The sequence below is a fragment of the Bradyrhizobium monzae genome, assembly GCF_021458635.1.
In the GTDB taxonomy this organism is placed as follows: Bacteria; Pseudomonadota; Alphaproteobacteria; order Rhizobiales; family Xanthobacteraceae; genus Bradyrhizobium.
Genome location: NZ_JAIRDQ010000002.1, coordinates 657137 through 674038, shown reverse-complemented (window position 1 = coordinate 674038; position 16902 = coordinate 657137). Strand labels below are relative to the sequence as shown.

16 protein-coding genes are annotated in these 16902 nt (G+C 63.6%); 11 read left to right on the top strand and 5 right to left on the bottom strand.

The window, feature by feature from the left end; genetic code table 11:
• The first annotated feature begins 17 nt into the window (after positions 1-17).
• Positions 18-1076, top strand: a complete 1059-nt coding sequence (locus K3F49_RS12215; RefSeq protein ID WP_234681163.1) for a YeiH family protein — start codon at positions 18-20, stop codon at positions 1074-1076.
• Positions 1077-1200: 124 nt separating this feature from the next.
• Here K3F49_RS12215 and K3F49_RS12210 read toward each other — a convergent pair whose 3' ends face one another.
• The 5 genes from K3F49_RS12210 to K3F49_RS12190 form a co-directional block, all read right to left on the bottom strand.
• Positions 1201-2085: an ABC transporter ATP-binding protein gene (locus K3F49_RS12210; protein WP_452100929.1), complete on the bottom strand. Its 885-nt coding sequence runs from the start codon at positions 2083-2085 to the stop codon at positions 1201-1203.
• Complete coding sequence (locus tag K3F49_RS12205; protein WP_234681161.1) at positions 2070-2978, bottom strand: ABC transporter permease; 909 nt, start codon at positions 2976-2978, stop codon at positions 2070-2072. Before K3F49_RS12205 ends, K3F49_RS12210 begins: the two co-directional genes overlap by 16 nt.
• Complete coding sequence (locus K3F49_RS12200; RefSeq protein WP_234681160.1) at positions 2975-4396, bottom strand: ABC transporter substrate-binding protein; 1422 nt, start codon at positions 4394-4396, stop codon at positions 2975-2977. The genes K3F49_RS12205 and K3F49_RS12200 overlap by 4 nt, the downstream gene beginning before the upstream one ends.
• 164 nt (positions 4397-4560) lie before the next feature.
• On the bottom strand, positions 4561-5334 hold the full coding sequence (locus tag K3F49_RS12195; protein WP_234681159.1) for a Crp/Fnr family transcriptional regulator: 774 nt from the start codon (positions 5332-5334) through the stop codon (positions 4561-4563).
• 128 nt (positions 5335-5462) lie between these two features.
• Positions 5463-5759 carry a gamma-butyrobetaine hydroxylase-like domain-containing protein gene (locus tag K3F49_RS12190; protein ID WP_234681433.1) on the bottom strand — a complete coding sequence of 99 codons (297 nt, stop codon included), beginning with the start codon at positions 5757-5759 and terminating at the stop codon, positions 5463-5465.
• A gap of 217 nt (positions 5760-5976) precedes the next feature.
• Here K3F49_RS12190 and K3F49_RS12185 point away from each other — a divergent pair, with 217 nt between their 5' ends.
• From K3F49_RS12185 to K3F49_RS12140, 10 genes are all read left to right on the top strand, one after another.
• Positions 5977-6750, top strand: coding sequence for a ferredoxin--NADP reductase (locus K3F49_RS12185; protein WP_234681158.1), 774 nt, complete (start codon positions 5977-5979; stop codon positions 6748-6750).
• Positions 6751-6849: 99 nt separating this feature from the next.
• Positions 6850-8592, top strand: coding sequence for a fumarate reductase/succinate dehydrogenase flavoprotein subunit (locus tag K3F49_RS12180; protein WP_234681157.1), 1743 nt, complete (start codon positions 6850-6852; stop codon positions 8590-8592).
• A 31-nt stretch (positions 8593-8623) separates the two neighbouring features.
• Positions 8624-8857 carry a 4Fe-4S dicluster domain-containing protein gene (locus tag K3F49_RS12175; protein WP_008141081.1) on the top strand — a complete coding sequence of 78 codons (234 nt, stop codon included), beginning with the start codon at positions 8624-8626 and terminating at the stop codon, positions 8855-8857.
• Between the two features lie 2 nt (positions 8858-8859).
• Positions 8860-9837, top strand: a complete 978-nt coding sequence (locus K3F49_RS12170) for a HEAT repeat domain-containing protein (protein WP_234681156.1) — start codon at positions 8860-8862, stop codon at positions 9835-9837.
• A 115-nt stretch (positions 9838-9952) separates the two neighbouring features.
• Entirely contained in the window at positions 9953-11125 is a 1173-nt protein-coding gene (locus K3F49_RS12165; protein WP_234681155.1) for a fumarylacetoacetate hydrolase family protein, read from the top strand.
• Between the two features lie 419 nt (positions 11126-11544).
• Positions 11545-12510: a galactofuranose ABC transporter, galactofuranose-binding protein YtfQ gene (gene ytfQ, locus K3F49_RS12160; RefSeq protein ID WP_234681154.1), complete on the top strand. Its 966-nt coding sequence runs from the start codon at positions 11545-11547 to the stop codon at positions 12508-12510.
• A 116-nt stretch (positions 12511-12626) separates the two neighbouring features.
• Positions 12627-14168, top strand: coding sequence for a sugar ABC transporter ATP-binding protein (locus K3F49_RS12155; protein WP_234681153.1), 1542 nt, complete (start codon positions 12627-12629; stop codon positions 14166-14168).
• A complete protein-coding gene (locus tag K3F49_RS12150) occupies positions 14165-15157 on the top strand; it encodes an ABC transporter permease (protein ID WP_234681152.1) in 993 nt (330 codons plus the stop codon). Before K3F49_RS12155 ends, K3F49_RS12150 begins: the two co-directional genes overlap by 4 nt.
• Positions 15154-16134, top strand: coding sequence for a galactofuranose ABC transporter, permease protein YjfF (gene yjfF / locus K3F49_RS12145; RefSeq protein ID WP_234681151.1), 981 nt, complete (start codon positions 15154-15156; stop codon positions 16132-16134). The genes K3F49_RS12150 and yjfF overlap by 4 nt, the downstream gene beginning before the upstream one ends.
• Positions 16131-16901, top strand: coding sequence for a FadR/GntR family transcriptional regulator (locus K3F49_RS12140; RefSeq protein WP_234681150.1), 771 nt, complete (start codon positions 16131-16133; stop codon positions 16899-16901). Before yjfF ends, K3F49_RS12140 begins: the two co-directional genes overlap by 4 nt.
• The last annotated feature ends 1 nt before the right edge of the window (position 16902 follow it).

Here is a 16902-nt window from a genome sequence, read left to right as displayed (position 1 = left end):
CTCCCAGGGAGAGATTTGTGTCGCAGAATCAAGCATCCAGCCCGGCCGACGCCAAGCCAGCCACTGCCGTTAGCCGCATCGTTGCGCTGATTCCCGGGATTATCCTTTGCATTGCCGTCGCCGGGGTCTCGGCCCTGCTCGAGCGGGCGGAGTTGGGCGTCTTCGAGCATCCCTATGTCGAGGCGCTGGTGATGGCGATCCTGCTCGGCATGGCGCTGCGCAGCTTCTGGAAGCCGGCGCCACGCTGGCAGGCCGGCATCGCCTTCAGCGCCAAACAGCTGCTCGAAGTCGCCGTCATGCTGCTCGGTGCCTCCATCAGCTTTGCGGCCATCGCGGCCTCGGGCGTCGCGCTGCTGGCGTCGATCGCGGCCGTCGTCGTGATCGCGCTCTCCGTCTCCTTCGGTCTCAGCCGTTTGCTTGGCCTGTCGACGCGGCTCTCGATCCTGATTGCCTGCGGTAATTCCATCTGCGGCAATTCGGCGATCGCGGCCGTGGCCCCGATCATCGGCGCCAACAGCGACGAGATCGCATCCTCCATCTCGTTCACCGCGATCCTCGGCGTGATGATGGTGCTGGGCCTGCCGCTGCTGATCCCGCTGTTGCAGCTCACTGCCACCCAATACGGCATCCTGGCGGGCCTGACCGTCTATGCCGTGCCGCAGGTGCTCGCGGCGACGGTGCCGGCTGGCCTGATCTCCACGCAGATCGGTACGCTCGTGAAATTGATGCGCGTGCTGATGCTGGGGCCTGTAGTTGTCGGCCTCTCGCTGGTCGCCTCGCGTTGGCAGACCGGTGCCAAGAAGACCAATGTCGGCTTCTTCCGCCTGGTCCCGTGGTTCATCCTCGGCTTCCTCGCGCTCGCCACGTTACGCTCGCTCGAGATCGTGCCGGGCACGGTGGTGTCTCCGATCACGCGGATCACGGGTTTCCTCACCGTCGTGTCGATGGCTGCTCTTGGCCTCGGCGTTGACGTGAAGGTGCTTGCCAATGTCGGCGGACGGGTGACGGCCGCGGTGACGCTGTCGCTCATGCTACTGCTGGGGATCAGCATCGCGCTGGTGCATTGGTTTAAATGAATAGAGTGAAACTGCCGTAGCAAAGGCGCGAAGCGCCGTGCCCACTATCTTTCAAGAATAGGGATAGTGGTGGGCACGCTCCGCTTTGCCCACCGAAACGGCCTCCGTCGCTAGCGGGAGTGAATCAAATCACATCCGCCAGCGAATGGCCCTGCAGCTCGATGTTGAGTCCCTGCATACCCATGTCGCTGATCTCGCCGCCCATCGCCTTCAGGCTTTCCTCGCGGATCAGCGACATCAGCCCGCGGCGCAGTGCAAGAAATTCCGAGGACATCATCATCGATTGCTGCCGCGGCCGCTCCAGGGGAATCGGGATCTCGGCCTTGATTGAGCCTGGACGCGCGGTCATGCAGTAGACACGGTCGGAGAGGAAGATCGCCTCGTCGATGTCGTGGGTCACGAACAGCACCGAGATCTTTAGCCGCTGCCACATGTTGGTGAGGATCTGCTGCATGATGACCCGGGTCTGCGCGTCGAGCGCGCCGAACGGCTCATCCAGCAGCAGCACCTTTGGGCCCGTCGCGAGCGCGCGCACGATGCCGACGCGCTGCTTCATGCCGCCCGAGAGCTTTTCAGGATAGTGCTTCTCGAAAGCTTCGAGGCCCGCGAGACCTAGCAGCGTGCGCGCGGCGCGCTCGCGCTGCGAACGCGGCATGCCGCGCATCTTCAGGCCAAACTCGACATTCTCCCGCACTGTCTTCCAGGGAAACAGTGAATATTGCTGGAACACCATGCCGCGCTCGGCGCTGGGGCCGCCCACGCGGTCGCCGTCGACGGTAACGATGCCCGTGGTTGGCTTGAGAAAGCCCGCGACCGCATTGAGCAGGGTCGATTTTCCGCAGCCGGATGGACCGACGATCGAGACGAACTCGCCGGGCTTCACATGGATCTGCGTATCGGTGACGGCCTGAACCGGTCCCTCGATGCTGTCATAGCTGAGGGAAAAATTCCTGACCTCGATATGGCCCTTCGACGGGCTAGCCAGCCTCTCGCTCATGTCGGCCTCCATGGCATCACCAGATGTCCCGCACCCCTGATCAGCACACTCGATCCGAGGCCAAGCACGCCGATCGCGATCATGCCAAGCGCGATATCGGGATACTGGACCAGCGAATAGGCCTCCCAGGTGAAATAGCCGATGCCGTACTGGCCCGAGATCATCTCGGCCGCGATCAGCGACACCCAGGCGACGCCCATGCCGACGGTGAGGCCGGTGAAGATGTGCGGCAGCGATGCCGGAAAATACACCTCGCGGAAGATCGAGCGCTCGCGTGCGCCGAGACACTGCGCGGCGCGCACCAGCACGGGATCGACCAGCGACATGCCGTGCAGCGTGTTGACCAGGATGGGGAAGAACGAGCCGAGGAAGGTGATGAAGACGATGCTCTGCTCGTTGGTCGGCCACAGCATGATCGCCATCGGCACCCAGGCGATCGCCGGGATCGGCCGCAGCACTTCCGCAACGGGGAAAATGATCTCGTGGACAAGCTTGAAGCGGCCCATGATCAGGCCGAGCGGCACGCCGACGATGGCGGCAAGCGAGAAGCCAATGAAGATGCGCCGGCAGCTCAAGACGATGTGCAGGAGAAATTTGGGATCGTGGATCGCCTTGGTAAAGCTCGCATAGACCGCGAGCGGCGAGGGCACGTTGGTGAAGCGCACGAAGAACACGACCCGGTAGGTCGTGAGCAGGTGCCAGACCAGCAGGAAGGCGAGCAGCGAGATGATGCCGATCGCGGTCGCGCGCAGCCGGTCTTGGTTCAGCCGGTACCAGCGCAGCGCCAGTGTACCGAACGAGGGCGGTGTTGCGGGGGGCGTGACGGCGGGAACGGGGCCTGCCTCGGCTATGGCTGCGGGCATGCTGCTGTGCTCTGAATGTCTGAGGATGGCGGGACTGCTCACGTCTTGCCTCCGCTAACCGCCGCCTTCACCGCCTCGTCGAAGCCGAGCACCTTGCCGCTGATCTTGGCGGCATAGGCTTCCGCGTCCTTCTTGAGCAGGAAGGGCGCGACGTCGCCATTACCAACTGCGAAGAAGGCCTGGTCGGCGAACAGCTTGATGCCGCGCGTGGTGTCGAAGACGTAGGCGACGTTGATCTTCTTGCCCTTGGCCTTGAAGTCGGCATAGGCCCCTAACGTGCAACTCGCCGACGAGAACGGCAGGATGCCGGCCTCGTCGACCCAGACCTCGCCGGCCTTGCGCGGATCGGTGATCGGCTTCTTGCAGAAGCCGTCCTCGCCCGAGATTTCGTAGTTCATGGTGCTCGCAAGCTGCGCGTCATAGTCGAGCTTCATCTCGGCATAGGCCTTGCGGACGTAGCTGTCGTCGACCCACTTCTTGGGATCGAACTCCTTCATGCGGCCGAGGTTCTGCAGCACCTTGACGTCGGCGGTGGCCGCATCGATCAGCGCTGGCTTGATCGTGGGATCGGTGGTCATGTTGCCGCTGGGACCGAGGAAGATGTAAACGACTTCCTTGTTGATGCCGGTCCATTCCTGGATCTTTTCGGCCGCAAGCTTGGGGTCGTCGCGCAGCCACTGGTTGGCGGCGATCAGCGCTTTGAAGTAGGCGACGACGACCTCGGGATATTTCTCGGCGAAATCGGTGCGGACGACGATGCCGTGGAAGGTCGGCAGATTGGTCTCGACGCCGTCAAAAATCTTTCGTGCGAAGCCGCGGAAGGGGAGCAATTCGGCAAAGGGGACGAAGTCGGCATGCGCGTCGATCTTCTTCTCCTGGAGATTTGTCGAGCCGACCTCCGGGCTCTGGCTGACGAGCTGGAAGAAATCGGACGAATAGCCGCGGTCCTGCATCGCCTTCAGCACCATACCGTGGGCGGCGGAGCCGAAGGGCACGCTGACGAGCTTGCCCTTAAGATCGGCGAGATCGTAGTAGGGCGAATCCTTGTGAACGACAATGCCGTTGCCGGAGCCGGAGAGGCTGTAGGCAGCGATGCCGATCAGGCGGCTCTTGCTTTCGGGATTGCTGTCGAAGGTGAAGCCGTTCACGATCAGCGGATAGTCGCCCATCATGCCGATCTGCAGCTTGTTCGCCATCATCGCATTGGTGACGGGCGGACCGGACGTAAAGTTCTGCCACTCCAGCTCGAACTTGATGTTGGAATATTTGCCGTCGTTGGGCAGATATTTTTCGAGGAGATGAAGCTGGCGGATAACGACGCCCGCGGTCACCGTGTTGGTCGTGGTGTCCTGCGTTCCGATGCCGAGGGTGACGGTTTCCGCCGAAGCCGGCTGCGCCAGCAGTAGCGCCAGCGACGTCACCGACATCGCGATCGAGAGCGTGGGAAGATGGCGGACCATTCTCATTCTCATTCGGTTGGATGTGCTGTGGTGCCATGATTGGGTGAGGGCACCGGCAGGGCAAATCCGGAATGATGACCGCAGTCGATTAGTTGCCGGGAAAAGCTGATTGCATACTCCTTGGGCAGTCCTGCACTATAAAGCCGCTTGCCTGTGCAGCGGCCTTAGTCTGTCCCTTGGCCGCGCATCTCCTCCAGCGCGTCGGTCCGGCAGACCACGATCTGCGAACGCTTGGTCAGGACGATTCCCTTCTCCTGCATGCGTTTCAGGCTGATCGTGACCCATTGCCTGGTGGCGCCGACCATGTGGGCGATGTCGGCATGGGTGAAGGCAGCGGCAATCACGCGCCCGTCGGCGTCGTCGACGCCATAGAGATCCACGAGATGCAGCAGCAGGTGTGCGAGGCGCTGCGTGATCGACCGTGTTCCCAGCATCTGGGCCAGTGCCGAATAGCATTTGCCCTTGAAGGTCAGGCCCTCGATCAGACCAATCGCGAGGTTCGGTATCTCGACGGCCAGTGACCGCAGTTCCTTTCCGGGCAGGTGCACCACGCTGCAATTGCTGGATGCGACGCCGGACCATTGATGCACGGTGCCCTCGAACACTTCGGGTCCGCCGACGAAATTGCCGACATGCCAGTAGGCGAGCGTGATCTCGCGTCCGAGCGGGGAGGTGTAGAACACGCGGATGCGGCCGCTTTCGATCAGCCAGATGCCGTCATGTTTGCCGCCCTGGCTGAACAGCGTCTGGCCGCGGTTGAGCACTTTTCGCCGGCCCTGCTTCAGCACGAGCTCCCGCTCGCGCGGCGTCAGCTTGTCCATCAGCGGCGGCGGGCCGCCGATCCATTGCTGGTTCTCGGTGAGGAGCAGCGAGGAACTGCCTGCAGGCCGGACTACCGGGGGAACGGTCCCGCGAATCGCACTCGCCGCCTGCAACATCGTCTGCCTCCGGAACGTTCAAATCGTTCTAAAGAGGAGCAATGTCCGTGCCAGATGGGGGACGTTAGCGGGGAATGCCGGCGGAGGCCGCTGCTTGGGTGAAACCCCTCTCCAGCGTCGTGAGTGGGTTACCGCTCCGCCAAACTCAACAAATACTGCTTCGGGTAAATTCCCCGATTGTGCCCGTCCGAAAACGAGATATTCAGCCCATAGCCGAGATCGCCGACCTCGGTGATGGCGATGCCCGGAAAGCATTCGGGGAAGCGGCCGTCGAAGCGGGCGCGGGTGCAGTGGGCGCATTTGCATGAGAGGCGGAGTTTTTCGGCGGGAACGCTGAGAGCGTCGCCTTCGGTCGTGCGGACGAGGAGCGTCGCGAGATCGGCGCTTGCCTCATAGTCGGCCACGGTCGGTGCCACCAAAGTCATGGTCATGACGAACCTCCGATTCCTCTCTACGTCAGCGCCGGCGCGCTCGGATAGCAACTAATTGCCAGCGTCGGCGCGCAATCGCACGTTCGTCGATGCCTGTTCTTCGATCGTCACCGACGAAATGTGAAACTAATCGACCGGGAATGTCGTTTCCGCGTTGCCGGAGTCCCGTCTCTCCGAAACCTTGCGCGTCGTCGCGAGCCAAGGAGAGACAATGAGCGCATTTCAGAAGGAAACGGTTTTGTCGGTCAGGCACTGGACCGAGTCCCTGTTCAGCTTCACTGCGACGCGGGATCCGGGCTTCCGCTTCCAGAACGGCCAGTTCGCGATGATCGGACTGGAAGTCGAAGGCAAGCCGTTGATGCGCGCTTACAGCATGGCCAGCGCAAATCACGAGGAAGCGCTCGAATTCTTCTCGATCAAGGTGCAGGACGGCCCGCTGACCTCGCGCCTTCAGAAGATCAGGGAAGGCGACATTATCCTGGTCGGCCGCAAGGCGACGGGCACGCTGATCACCGGCAACCTCATTCCGGGCAAGCGTCTTCTGCTGCTCTCGACCGGCACGGGCCTCGCTCCGTTCGCAAGCCTGATCAAGGACCCCGATGTCTATGAGAATTACGAGACCATCGTGCTCGCCCATGGCTGCCGCCAGGTCTCCGAACTCGCTTATGGCGAGCACGTCGTCGACGGCTTGCGCAATCACGAATTCTTCGGACCCCTGATCCGCGACAAGCTCGTCTACTACCCGACCGTGACCCGCGAGCCGTTCCGGAATCGCGGCCGTATCACCGATCTGATCTCGTCCAATCAGCTGTTCGACGATATCGGGCAATCCGGTCTCGATATCGAAACCGACCGCATCATGCTGTGCGGGAGCCCCGCGATGCTTGAGGAACTGCCTGCGATGTTCTCCGCGCGCGGCTTTGTCGAAGGCAATCACAGCCAGCCCGGGCATTTCGTGATCGAAAAGGCTTTTGTCGAGCGCTGAGAGCAAATCGGCTCCCCGCGACAACTAATTGCTATCGCTGGGACGCCTCCTGAACAAATCTGATGCAAAGGCGCCGGATCGGCGAACCAGGAGCAAGCGATGGCACTAGATCAGATCGTCGACGGACTTTCGGAGGTTTCCTGCGATGTGCTGGTGATCGGCGGCGGCACGGCCGGTCCGATGGCGGCATTAAAGGCGAAGCTCAGGAATCCGAAGGCCAATGTCGTCCTGCTCGAAAAGGCCAACGTCAAGCGTTCCGGCGCGATCTCAATGGGCATGGACGGGCTGAACAACGCCGTCATCCCCGGCTATGCGACGCCGGAGCAGTACACCAAGGAAATCACCATCGCCAATGACGGCATTGTCGATCAGAAGGCGGTCTATAAATACGCCCAGAACTGCTACAAGATCATCGAGGAGCTCGACAGCTTCGGCATCCGCTTCCTGAAGAACGAGAACGGCGACTATGCCGTCAAGAAGGTGCACCACATCGGCACCTATGTTCTGCCGATGCCGAACGGCGAGACCGTGAAGAAGGCGCTGTACCGCCAGCTCCGCCGCGCCCGCATCCTGATCTCCAACCGTTACATGGCGACCCGGCTGCTCAAATCGTCCGACGGCCGCATCGCGGGGGCGATCTCTGTCAACACCCGCACTGCCGAGATCCTGGTGATCAAGGCCAAGGCCGTGATCCTGTGCATGGGCGCCGCCGGCCGCCTCGGCCTGCCGACGTCCGGCTACATGTTCGGCACCTACGAGAACGCCGCCAATTCCGGCGATGGCTATTCGATGGCCTATCACGCCGGCGCCGCACTCGCGAACCTCGAATGCTACCAGATCAATCCGCTGATCAAGGATTACAACGGCCCGGCTTGCGCCTATGTCGCCGGTCCGTTCGGCGCGTTTACGGCCAACAACGAGGGCTCACGCTTCATTGAATGCGACTACTGGTCCGGCCAGATGATGCTGGAATTTTACAACGAGCTGTTGTCAGGCAAGGGCCCGGTGTTCCTCCAGCTCAAGCATCTCCACCCCGACACGATCTCGGAGATCGAGTCCACGCTGCACAAGGTCGAGCGGCCGACGCGCGGCCTGTTCCAGCAGGGGCGCGGGGTCGACTACCGCAACGACTCGATCGAGATGCACATCTCGGAGATCGGCTTCTGCTCCGGCCACAGCGCCTCCGGCGTGTTCGTCGACGACAATGCCCGCACCACCGTGCCCGGCCTCTATGCCGCCGGCGATATGGCGAGCGTGCCGCACAATTACATGCTCGGCGCCTTCACCAATGGCTCGGTTGCCGGCATCGACGCGATGGAGTTCGCCGACAGCCATGACTTCGCCGAATTCGACGCGGCCGATGTCGCGAAAGAGCGCGACCGGGTGCTGGCGCCGACCAGGCGCGAGGATGGCATTCCACCGAACCAGGTCGAGTACAAGACCCGCCGCCTGGTGAATGACTATCTCCAGCCACCGAAGGTCACGCGCAAATATGAGCTCGGCATGCGCCGCCTCGCCGAGACGCGCCAGGACATGCAGGAGCACATGATCGCCCGCAATGCGCACGAGCTGCTTCGCGCGCTCGAAGTGCAGTCGATCATGGACTGCGCCGACATGGCGGTGCACGCTTCGCTCTACCGCGAGGAAAGCCGCTGGGGCCTCTACCACTGGCGCACAGATTTCCCCGAGAAGGACAACGAGAACTGGTTCTGCCACACGCTGCTGTCGAACCAGAATGGCAAGATGACCAGCGAGAAGCGCGCGGTCGAGCCTTACGTCGTGCCGATCGCCGACGACGAGAAGGACCTCTACGACAAGCAGCGCATCCGCGCCTCCGCCTGATCCACCGCACCATAGCAACTGGAGACATCAAATGCCTCTCGCGTCCTATCAGACATCGGTTCCGGTGGTCGTCGACGACGCCAAATGCATCGCCGACAAGGGCTGTACCGTGTGCGTCGACGTCTGTCCGCTCGACGTGCTGCGCATCAGCGACATGACCGGCAAGGCCTACATGGCCTATGACGAGTGCTGGTACTGCATGCCCTGCGAGGCCGATTGCCCGACCGGCGCCGTTACCGTCAACATTCCCTATCTGTTGAGGTGAGCATGTCGAGCCCGTTCGAATCCTATGACGATCTCGAAGACGCCGACGAGCGGCTCCAGGCGGCCGATCCCGCCGAGCGCCGCGTCGCCATTATCGCACTCGGCCATTCCGGCGACCCCGCCGCGGTTGGTCATCTCGCCAGCATCGTAACCGATCCCGACGCCGGCGTGCGTCAGCAGGTCGCGATGGCGCTCGGCGAGTTCGACGGGCCGGAAGCCGCAAGTGCATTGGTGAAACTGCTGGTCGACCCGGAACGGATCGTGGCGGCCGCTGCTGCCGACAGCATGGCCGAGTTCAAGGATCCGGCGTGTGCGGAGACCATCCTGCCGCTGGTCAAGCACGCCCACGCCTTCGTCCGCATGGGCGCGCTGCGCGCGCTGAAGGAGCTGCGGCGCAAGGATACGCTGAAGCCCGCGCTGGAAGCGCTGCAGGATCTCGATGCCGCCGTGCGCGTGCAGGCGATCGGCGTGATCGGCTTCCTGAAGCTGGAGGAATCCATCCCCGCGCTGACCGCGCTCATCAACGATCCCGATGCACATGTCCGCCGCGCCGCCGTGAGTGCGCTCGCGTTCTCACAGATGAAGCCCGCGGCTGAGACGATTACGCGAGCCTTGAAGGATGCCGACTGGATGGTCCGCGAGATGGCGGCGGAAACGCTCGGCCTCAACGTCAACGGTTCGATCGCGGCCGACCAGCTCGTCGGCGCGCTTACCGATGAGTTCTGGCAGGTGCGGCTGAAGGCGATCCGCAGCCTCGGCAAGATGAAGATCGAGCGCGCGGTACGGCCGATCGGCAATTGCATCAATCACGATCAGGCGAATTTGCGCAAGGAAGCGGCCGCCGCGCTCGGCGAGATCGCCCATCCCGACGGTGAAGCATTCCTGGCCGTGATCGCCGACGACGCCGATCCGGATGTCCGCAAGAATGCACGCTGGGCGCTGCAGCAGATCGCGGCCCAAAAGGCGCGGGCAGGGGCATAGCAGCAGGGCAACGTGCCGCTCTGGACTTCCCCTGCCAGACGTTTATTGGTCTTCGCCAATGGGATCGGCCGCTTGCGAAAGTGGCCAGTCCTTAGAAACAGCGAGGACGCCGGCCATGACGAGTTTGACGGTTAAAGACCTTCTTCCTGAGGATGGAACGAAGGGGACGCTGGTCGGTCGCGTTTGGCTGCCGCAGGCGGACGGCCCGGCCGTGGTCGCCGTGCGCACCGACGGTGTCTTCGACGTCACCGCGAAATTCCCGACCGTCAGCGCCCTCTGCGAGGAGGACAATCCGGCCAAAGCGCTTGCCGCGACCAAGGGCGAGCGGATCGACGATCTCGAAGCCATCGTTGCCAACACGGGGCCTGATGGGCGCGACCCGAAAAAGTCCTGGCTGCTGGCGCCGGTCGATCTCCAGACCTTGAAGGCTGCCGGTGTCACCTTCGCGATCTCGATGCTGGAACGCGTGATCGAGGAGCGGGCCAAGGGCAATCCGGCCTCGGCCGAAGCAATCCGGAAAGAGGTGACACGGCTGATCGGCGACGATCTGTCAAAACTCAAGCCGGGCTCGGACCAGGCGATGCATCTGAAGCAGGTGCTGGTCGATCAGAATGCCTGGAGCCAGTATCTCGAAGTCGGCATTGGTCCCGATGCCGAAGTCTTCACCAAGGCGCCGACCCTGTCCTCGGTCGGCACCGGCATGGACGCCGGGTTGCATCCGAAGTCCACCTGGAACAACCCCGAGCCGGAGCTGGTGCTGTTCGTCTCCAGCCGCGGCAAGATCGTCGGCGGCGCGCTCGGCAACGACGTGAATTTGCGTGACTTCGAGGGCCGCTCGGCGCTGCTCTTGTCGAAGGCCAAGGACAACAACGCCTCGTGCGCGATCGGACCGCTGCTACGTCTGTTCGACGACACTTTCACGCTCGACGATGCGCGCAAGCTCGATATCAGCCTGAACGTGAAGGGCGCGGACGGTTTCGTGCTCGACGGCCACTCGTCGATCAGCATGATCAGCCGCGATCCGACCGATCTTGTCGCGCAGACCATCGGCAAGGTGCATCAATATCCTGATGGCTTCGTTCTGTTCCTCGGCACGATGTTCGCGCCGGTCAAGGATCGCGATGCGCCGGGGCAGGGGTTCACCCACAAGCGCGACGACATCGTCACGATATCGGCACCTCAGCTCGGCAAGCTCGTCAACCGCATGCGCACCAGCGACGAGTGCGAACCGTGGACGTTCGGCATCGGGGCACTGATGAAGAACCTGGCGCAGCGGAAGTTGATCTAGCACTTCGCTTCTCTGCCACGCGTGGCAGCTGATCGCACACGCAAATTTCCATGAGACCGTGATGCCCGGACTTGTCCCGCCTGCGGGGCCGAAGCCCCTTCGGCGCGGCGAAGGCCCGGGCATACACGTTCTTTGACCCGCGAGAGAAGGCCGCGGAGGGCCTTGACGAGCCCGGCCATGACGATGCCGCACTCGCAAAACTCCTTTCACCTCCACGTTGCATCCATGGAACAAGGTCGCGTTTGGCGAGCCATCTACGCAGCCGTCGGCATCCCGGTGACATTCGGTTGAATAGTCAAATAATATGACTATACGGGCAGAAACTTCCGTGAAATAGTCCCTCCCGCCGCCTTAAAGGCCGGCTTGAGGGTGCCAGGATACCGAAGGCGCCCCGGACAACATTTTGGGAGACACGTCTGATGACCTTCAAAGCCCTTTTTGCGGCCAGCGCCACGGCCGCGTTGTTGCTCGCGCTGCCGGCCAATGCAGCCGAGCTCACCGTCGGCTTCTCGCAGATCGGATCGGAATCCGGCTGGCGCGCGGCCGAGACGTCGGTCTCCAAGCAGGAGGCCACCAAGCGCAAGGTCAATCTCAAAATCGCCGATGCGCAGCAGAAGCAGGAGAACCAGATCAAGGCGATCCGCTCCTTCATCGCCCAGAATGTCGATGCGATCTTCCTCGCGCCCGTGGTCTCGACCGGCTGGGATTCGGTACTGAAGGAAGCCAAGGAAGCCAAGATCCCGGTCGTGCTGCTCGACCGCGACATCGATCCGTCCGGCAAGGACCTCTATCTCACCGCCGTCACGTCGGACAGCGTGCATGAAGGCGCGGTCGCCGGCGAATGGCTGGCCAAGACCGTCGGCGACAAGGCCTGCAACGTCGTCGAATTGCAGGGCACGGTCGGCGCCAGCGTCGCCGCCAACCGCAAGAAGGGCTTTGACACCGCCATCGCCAAGCATGCCAATTTGAAGGTGGTGCGCAGCCAGACCGGCGACTTCACCCGCGCCAAGGGCAAGGAAGTCATGGAGAGCTTCATCAAGGCCGAAGGCGGCGGCAAGAACATCTGCGCGGTCTATGCCCACAACGATGACATGATGGTCGGCGCGATCCAGGCAATGAAGGAAGCCGGTCTCAAGCCGGGCAAGGACATCCTCACCGTCTCGATCGACGCGGTCCCCGATATCTTCAAGGCGATGGTCGCCGGCGAGGCCAATGCCACGGTCGAGCTGACGCCGAACATGGCGGGGCCGGCCTTCGATGCCGTCGCGGCATTCAAGGCAAAGGGCACCGTTCCGCCGAAATGGATCCAGACCGAATCCAGGCTTCTCACGGCCGCCGACGATCCGCAGAAGGAATACGACAGCAAGAAGGGCCTCGGTTACTGAAGCGAGCGCCTGCCGGACCGCTCTTTGCGGTCCGGCAACCCCCTTCGCATCCGTTGCACGAACGAATAGGCTGGGTGTCCGCAGCATAAGCGGGCGCCGGTGGGAGTGACGTCGTTATGGAGAATAGCCTTGATCCGGCTCCTTCTTTGTTGGAGGTGCGCGGGATCAGCAAGAGCTTCGGTGCGGTGCGCGCGTTGCAGGAGGTCGACTTCACGCTTCGCGCCGGCGAGATCCATGCGCTGCTCGGCGAGAATGGAGCCGGCAAATCCACGCTGATCAAGGTCATCACCGGCGTGTTCCCGCGCGATGCCGGTGTCGTCCGTCTGGGCGGCGAAGAGGTCGCGCCGCGTTCTGCCAAGGCTGCGCTGCAAGCCGGCATTGCCACCGTCTACCAGGAGGTTAACCTGCTGCCGAACCTGTCGGTGGCGCAGAACCTGTTTCTCGACCGCCAGCCGATGCGCTTCGGCATCGTGCGTGAAGGCGAGATGCGCCGCCGCGCCAAAGCGCTGCTCACGGAATTCGGCCTCGATATCGATGTCGCAGCGCCACTCGGCAATTATTCGGTAGCCATACAACACGTCACCGCGATCGCACGCGCCGTCGATCTTTCCGCCCGCGTGCTGATCCTGGACGAGCCGACAGCGAGCCTCGACCGTCACGAGGTCGAGATCCTGTTCGGCATCATGCGCCAATTGGCCAAGCGTGGCATCGGCATCGTCTTCGTCAGTCATTTTCTCGATCAGGTCTACGAGATATCAGACCGCATCACGGTCTTGCGGAACGGTCGCCTGGTCGGCGAGCGCGAGATCGCTTCGCTGCCGCGGCTCGAGCTGATCCGGATGATGCTCGGGCGCGAGCTGGCCGAGACCACCAGCGCACGGGCGGCGGTCGGCGAGCACAAGGCACGCGAGATCTGCGCGAGTTTCGAGAGTTACGGCAAGGCCGGCTATGTCGCCCCGTTCAATCTCGAGCTGCGCCACGGCGAGGTCGTTGGTCTCGCTGGCCTCCTCGGCTCGGGCCGCACCGAGACAGCGCGGCTGGTGTTCGGCGCCGAGCGTGCCGATGGCGGGCATGCGAGGGTGGAGGGCGCGGCCGTACGGCTGCAGTCCCCGCGTGATGGCGTGCGCCACGGCTTTGGCTATTGCCCGGAGGAGCGCAAGACCGATGGCATCGTCGCCGAGCTCACCGTGCGCGAGAACATCGTGCTGGCGCTTCAGGCCAAGCGCGGGCTGCATCGGCCGCTGTCGCGACGCGAGCAAGACGAGATTGCGAGACGTTACGTCAAGATGCTCGACATCCGCCCGCCCGATGCGGAACGACCCGTCGGCCTGCTCTCCGGCGGCAATCAGCAAAAGGTTCTGCTGGCGCGATGGCTCGCGACTTCGCCACGGCTCCTCGTGCTGGATGAACCCACGCGCGGCATCGATGTCGGCGCGCATGCCGAGATCATCCGCCTGATCCGCGAGCTCTGCGACGACGGGCTGGCGCTGCTCGTGATCTCCTCCGAGCTCGACGAGATCGTGACCTATTCCGATCGTGTGGTTGTGCTTCGCGACCGAACCCATGTCGAGGAGCTCTCGGGCGAGGCCATCGACGTCACCAACATTCTCGCGGCCATCGCCGCCGATGGCGCAGCGATGCAAGAGGCCCGGGCATGACAGCGCTATTGCCGCGGCGCGGCCTTGCCCAGATCCTCGCGCTTGTCGTCATTCTCGCGGTCGACCGCGTGGTGTCGCCGCAATTCTTCGACCTGCGTCTCCAGGACGGTCGGCTGTTCGGCAGCCTGATCGACGTGCTCAACCGCGGCACACCGGTGGCGCTGCTCTCGCTCGGCATGGTGCTGGTGATCGCGACGCGTGGGATAGACCTCTCCGTCGGTGCGGTGATGGCGATCTGCGGCGCGATCGCCGCGAGCCTCGCCGACAGCCACGGCCTGCCGGTGGTGCTGGCGGCGGCGCTTGGCGCGGGGCTCGTCTGCGGATTGTGGAACGGCTTCCTCGTCGCCGTGCTTGGCATGCAGCCGATCGTGGCAACGCTGATCCTGATGGTCGCCGGTCGCGGTATCGCCCAGCTCATCACTGAAGGTCGCATCGTGACCTTCAGCTCGCCGGATCTGGTCTGGCTCGGCAACGGCGCCATTCTCGGCGTGCCGGTGCCGATCGCGATTGCGCTCGGCATGCTGATCCTGACCGGTGCGGTGGTGCGCGGCTCGGCGCTTGGACTTCTGATCGAGGCGACCGGCGGCAATGCGCGGGCGAGCGAGCTTGCCGGCGTCGCCACGCGCGGGATGATTTTGGCGGTCTACGTCTGGTGCGGCGTCTGCGCCGCACTTGCCGGCGTGATTGCCGCGGCCGACATCATGGGCGCGGATGCCAACAATGCCGGCCTTTGGCTCGAGCTCGATGCCATCCTCGCGGTGGTGATCGGCGGCACCTCGCTGTTCGGCGGCCGCTTCAGCCTTGTTCTGGCGGTGCTCGGTGCGCTGATCATCCAGACCATGAACACCGGCATTTTGCTGTCGGGCTATCCGCCGGAGTTCAATTTGCTGGTCAAGGCCGTGGTGGTGCTCGCGGTGCTGCTGCTACAATCGCCAAAACTGTCCGACTTTGCTGGCATCATGGCGCGGCTGCGGAGGACGAAACCATGAAAGGCCTGCCGCCCGTCCTGATCACGGCCGTCGTCCTCGTCGCAGGCTTTGCCCTCTGCGCGCTACAGTTTCCCAACATCGCCTCGACCCGCGTGGTCGGCAATCTCCTCACCGACAATGCCTTCCTCGGCATCGTCGCGACCGGCATGACCTTCGTCATCATCTCCGGCGGCATCGATCTCTCGGTCGGCTCGGTGATCGGCTTCACCACCGTGTTCGTGGCGCTCGCGATCGAGCGCTGGGGCGTGCCGCCGCTGGTCGCGTTCGTCGCCATCCTTGCGCTCTCGGCGGCCTTTGGCGCCGCGATGGGCGCGATCATCCACGTCTTCGACCTGCCGCCCTTCATCGTGACGCTCGCCGGGATGTTCCTGGCGCGCGGCGCGAGCTTCCTGCTCTCGACGGAGTCGGTGCCGATCACCGCGCCGGTCTACGCATCGGTGTCCGACTTCGCGCTGCGCATCCCCGGGGGTGGGCGGCTGACCGCGATCGCGATCATCATGCTCGCGATTGTGATCGGCGGCGTGCTGCTGCTGCGTCTCACCCGGTTCGGTGCCAACGTCTATGCACTTGGCGGAGGCCGGGCCACCGCAAGCCTGATGGGCGTCGCGGTCGGCAAGATGACGGTGAAGATCTACATGCTGTCGAGCCTGCTTGCGGGCATCGCCGGCATCGTGTTCTCCTTCTACACCAGCGCCGGCTATTCTCTCTCCGCCGTCGGCGTCGAGCTCGATAGCATCGCGGCCGTGGTCATCGGTGGCACGCTGCTCACGGGCGGGCAGGGCTCGGTGATCGGCACCTTCCTCGGCGTGCTGATCCAGGGCATGATCCAGACTTACATCAATTTCGACGGGACACTGTCGAGCTGGTGGACCAAGATCGCGACCGGCGTCTTGCTGTTCGCCTTCATCGCCCTGCAGCAGGGACTGGTCGCGCTGGCGCGACCGCCGGCGGCGAAACGTGCGGGAGCCGTCTCATGACCTCGCGCATCGTCGTCATCCCGACACGGCGGGCCCATTCCAACCACGCGGAGGTCGCCCGCTCGATTGGCGTCGACATCATCGCTAGCCGCTATGCCGAAGGGGCGCGGCTTCCGGGTGACGCCGAGCTGATCGCGATGTTCGGCGTGTCGCGGCCGGTGCTGCGCGAGAGCGTGAAGACGCTGGTCGCCAAGGGGCTTTTGACCACCAAGGCGCGGGTGGGCACCGTCGTGCGCGAACGCGCCGCCTGGAACATGTTCGACGCCGACGTGCTGGCCTGGCATCTCGATGCCGGCATCGACAAGCGTTTTCTCAACGACCTCGCCGAGATTCGCCTCGCGGTCGAGCCGCGGGCCGCCGCGCTCGCGGCGGCGCAGCGGTCCGAGGAGGATATCGCCGAGCTTCGCCACAGCATGGAACGGATGCGGCTCGAGGCTTCCGATTCCGTCCGCTTTGCCGATGCCGATCTCGCACTGCACGTTGCGGTGGCGCGGGCATCGGGTAATCTGTTCATGCGCTCGATCGGCCATGTCATCGAGGCCGCCTTGCGCGCCTCGTTCCTGCTCAGTGCCCCGGTCGAGCCGGAGGACCGCGACACCGTGTTGCTCTGGCATCAGAAAATCGTCGACGCGATCACGTCCGGCGATGCCGGGGCGGCATCGGAGGCGATGGTCTATGTCATTCACAACGGCATGCGTCGCCATGATGGCACTGAGATCGAGACGGCCCCTGCCGAGCCGCTGCCGTCCGCGGAAAGTGGAGAGTAAG

Excerpts from the sequence above, each read along its gene's own strand:
- K3F49_RS12210 (WP_452100929.1), bottom strand. The coding sequence starts at position 2,085 with ATGGAGGCCGACATGAGCGAGAGGCTGGCTAGCCCGTCGAAGGGCCAT.
- K3F49_RS12200 (WP_234681160.1), bottom strand. The coding sequence starts at position 4,396 with ATGGTCCGCCATCTTCCCACGCTCTCGATCGCGATGTCGGTGACGTCG.
- K3F49_RS12195 (WP_234681159.1), bottom strand. The coding sequence starts at position 5,334 with ATGTTGCAGGCGGCGAGTGCGATTCGCGGGACCGTTCCCCCGGTAGTC.
- K3F49_RS12190 (WP_234681433.1), bottom strand. The coding sequence starts at position 5,759 with ATGACTTTGGTGGCACCGACCGTGGCCGACTATGAGGCAAGCGCCGAT.
- K3F49_RS12185 (WP_234681158.1), top strand. The coding sequence starts at position 5,977 with ATGAGCGCATTTCAGAAGGAAACGGTTTTGTCGGTCAGGCACTGGACC.
- K3F49_RS12180 (WP_234681157.1), top strand. The coding sequence starts at position 6,850 with ATGGCACTAGATCAGATCGTCGACGGACTTTCGGAGGTTTCCTGCGAT.
- K3F49_RS12175 (WP_008141081.1), top strand. The coding sequence starts at position 8,624 with ATGCCTCTCGCGTCCTATCAGACATCGGTTCCGGTGGTCGTCGACGAC.
- K3F49_RS12170 (WP_234681156.1), top strand. The coding sequence starts at position 8,860 with ATGTCGAGCCCGTTCGAATCCTATGACGATCTCGAAGACGCCGACGAG.
- K3F49_RS12165 (WP_234681155.1), top strand. The coding sequence starts at position 9,953 with ATGACGAGTTTGACGGTTAAAGACCTTCTTCCTGAGGATGGAACGAAG.
- ytfQ (WP_234681154.1), top strand. The coding sequence starts at position 11,545 with ATGACCTTCAAAGCCCTTTTTGCGGCCAGCGCCACGGCCGCGTTGTTG.
- K3F49_RS12155 (WP_234681153.1), top strand. The coding sequence starts at position 12,627 with ATGGAGAATAGCCTTGATCCGGCTCCTTCTTTGTTGGAGGTGCGCGGG.
- K3F49_RS12150 (WP_234681152.1), top strand. The coding sequence starts at position 14,165 with ATGACAGCGCTATTGCCGCGGCGCGGCCTTGCCCAGATCCTCGCGCTT.
- yjfF (WP_234681151.1), top strand. The coding sequence starts at position 15,154 with ATGAAAGGCCTGCCGCCCGTCCTGATCACGGCCGTCGTCCTCGTCGCA.
- K3F49_RS12140 (WP_234681150.1), top strand. The coding sequence starts at position 16,131 with ATGACCTCGCGCATCGTCGTCATCCCGACACGGCGGGCCCATTCCAAC.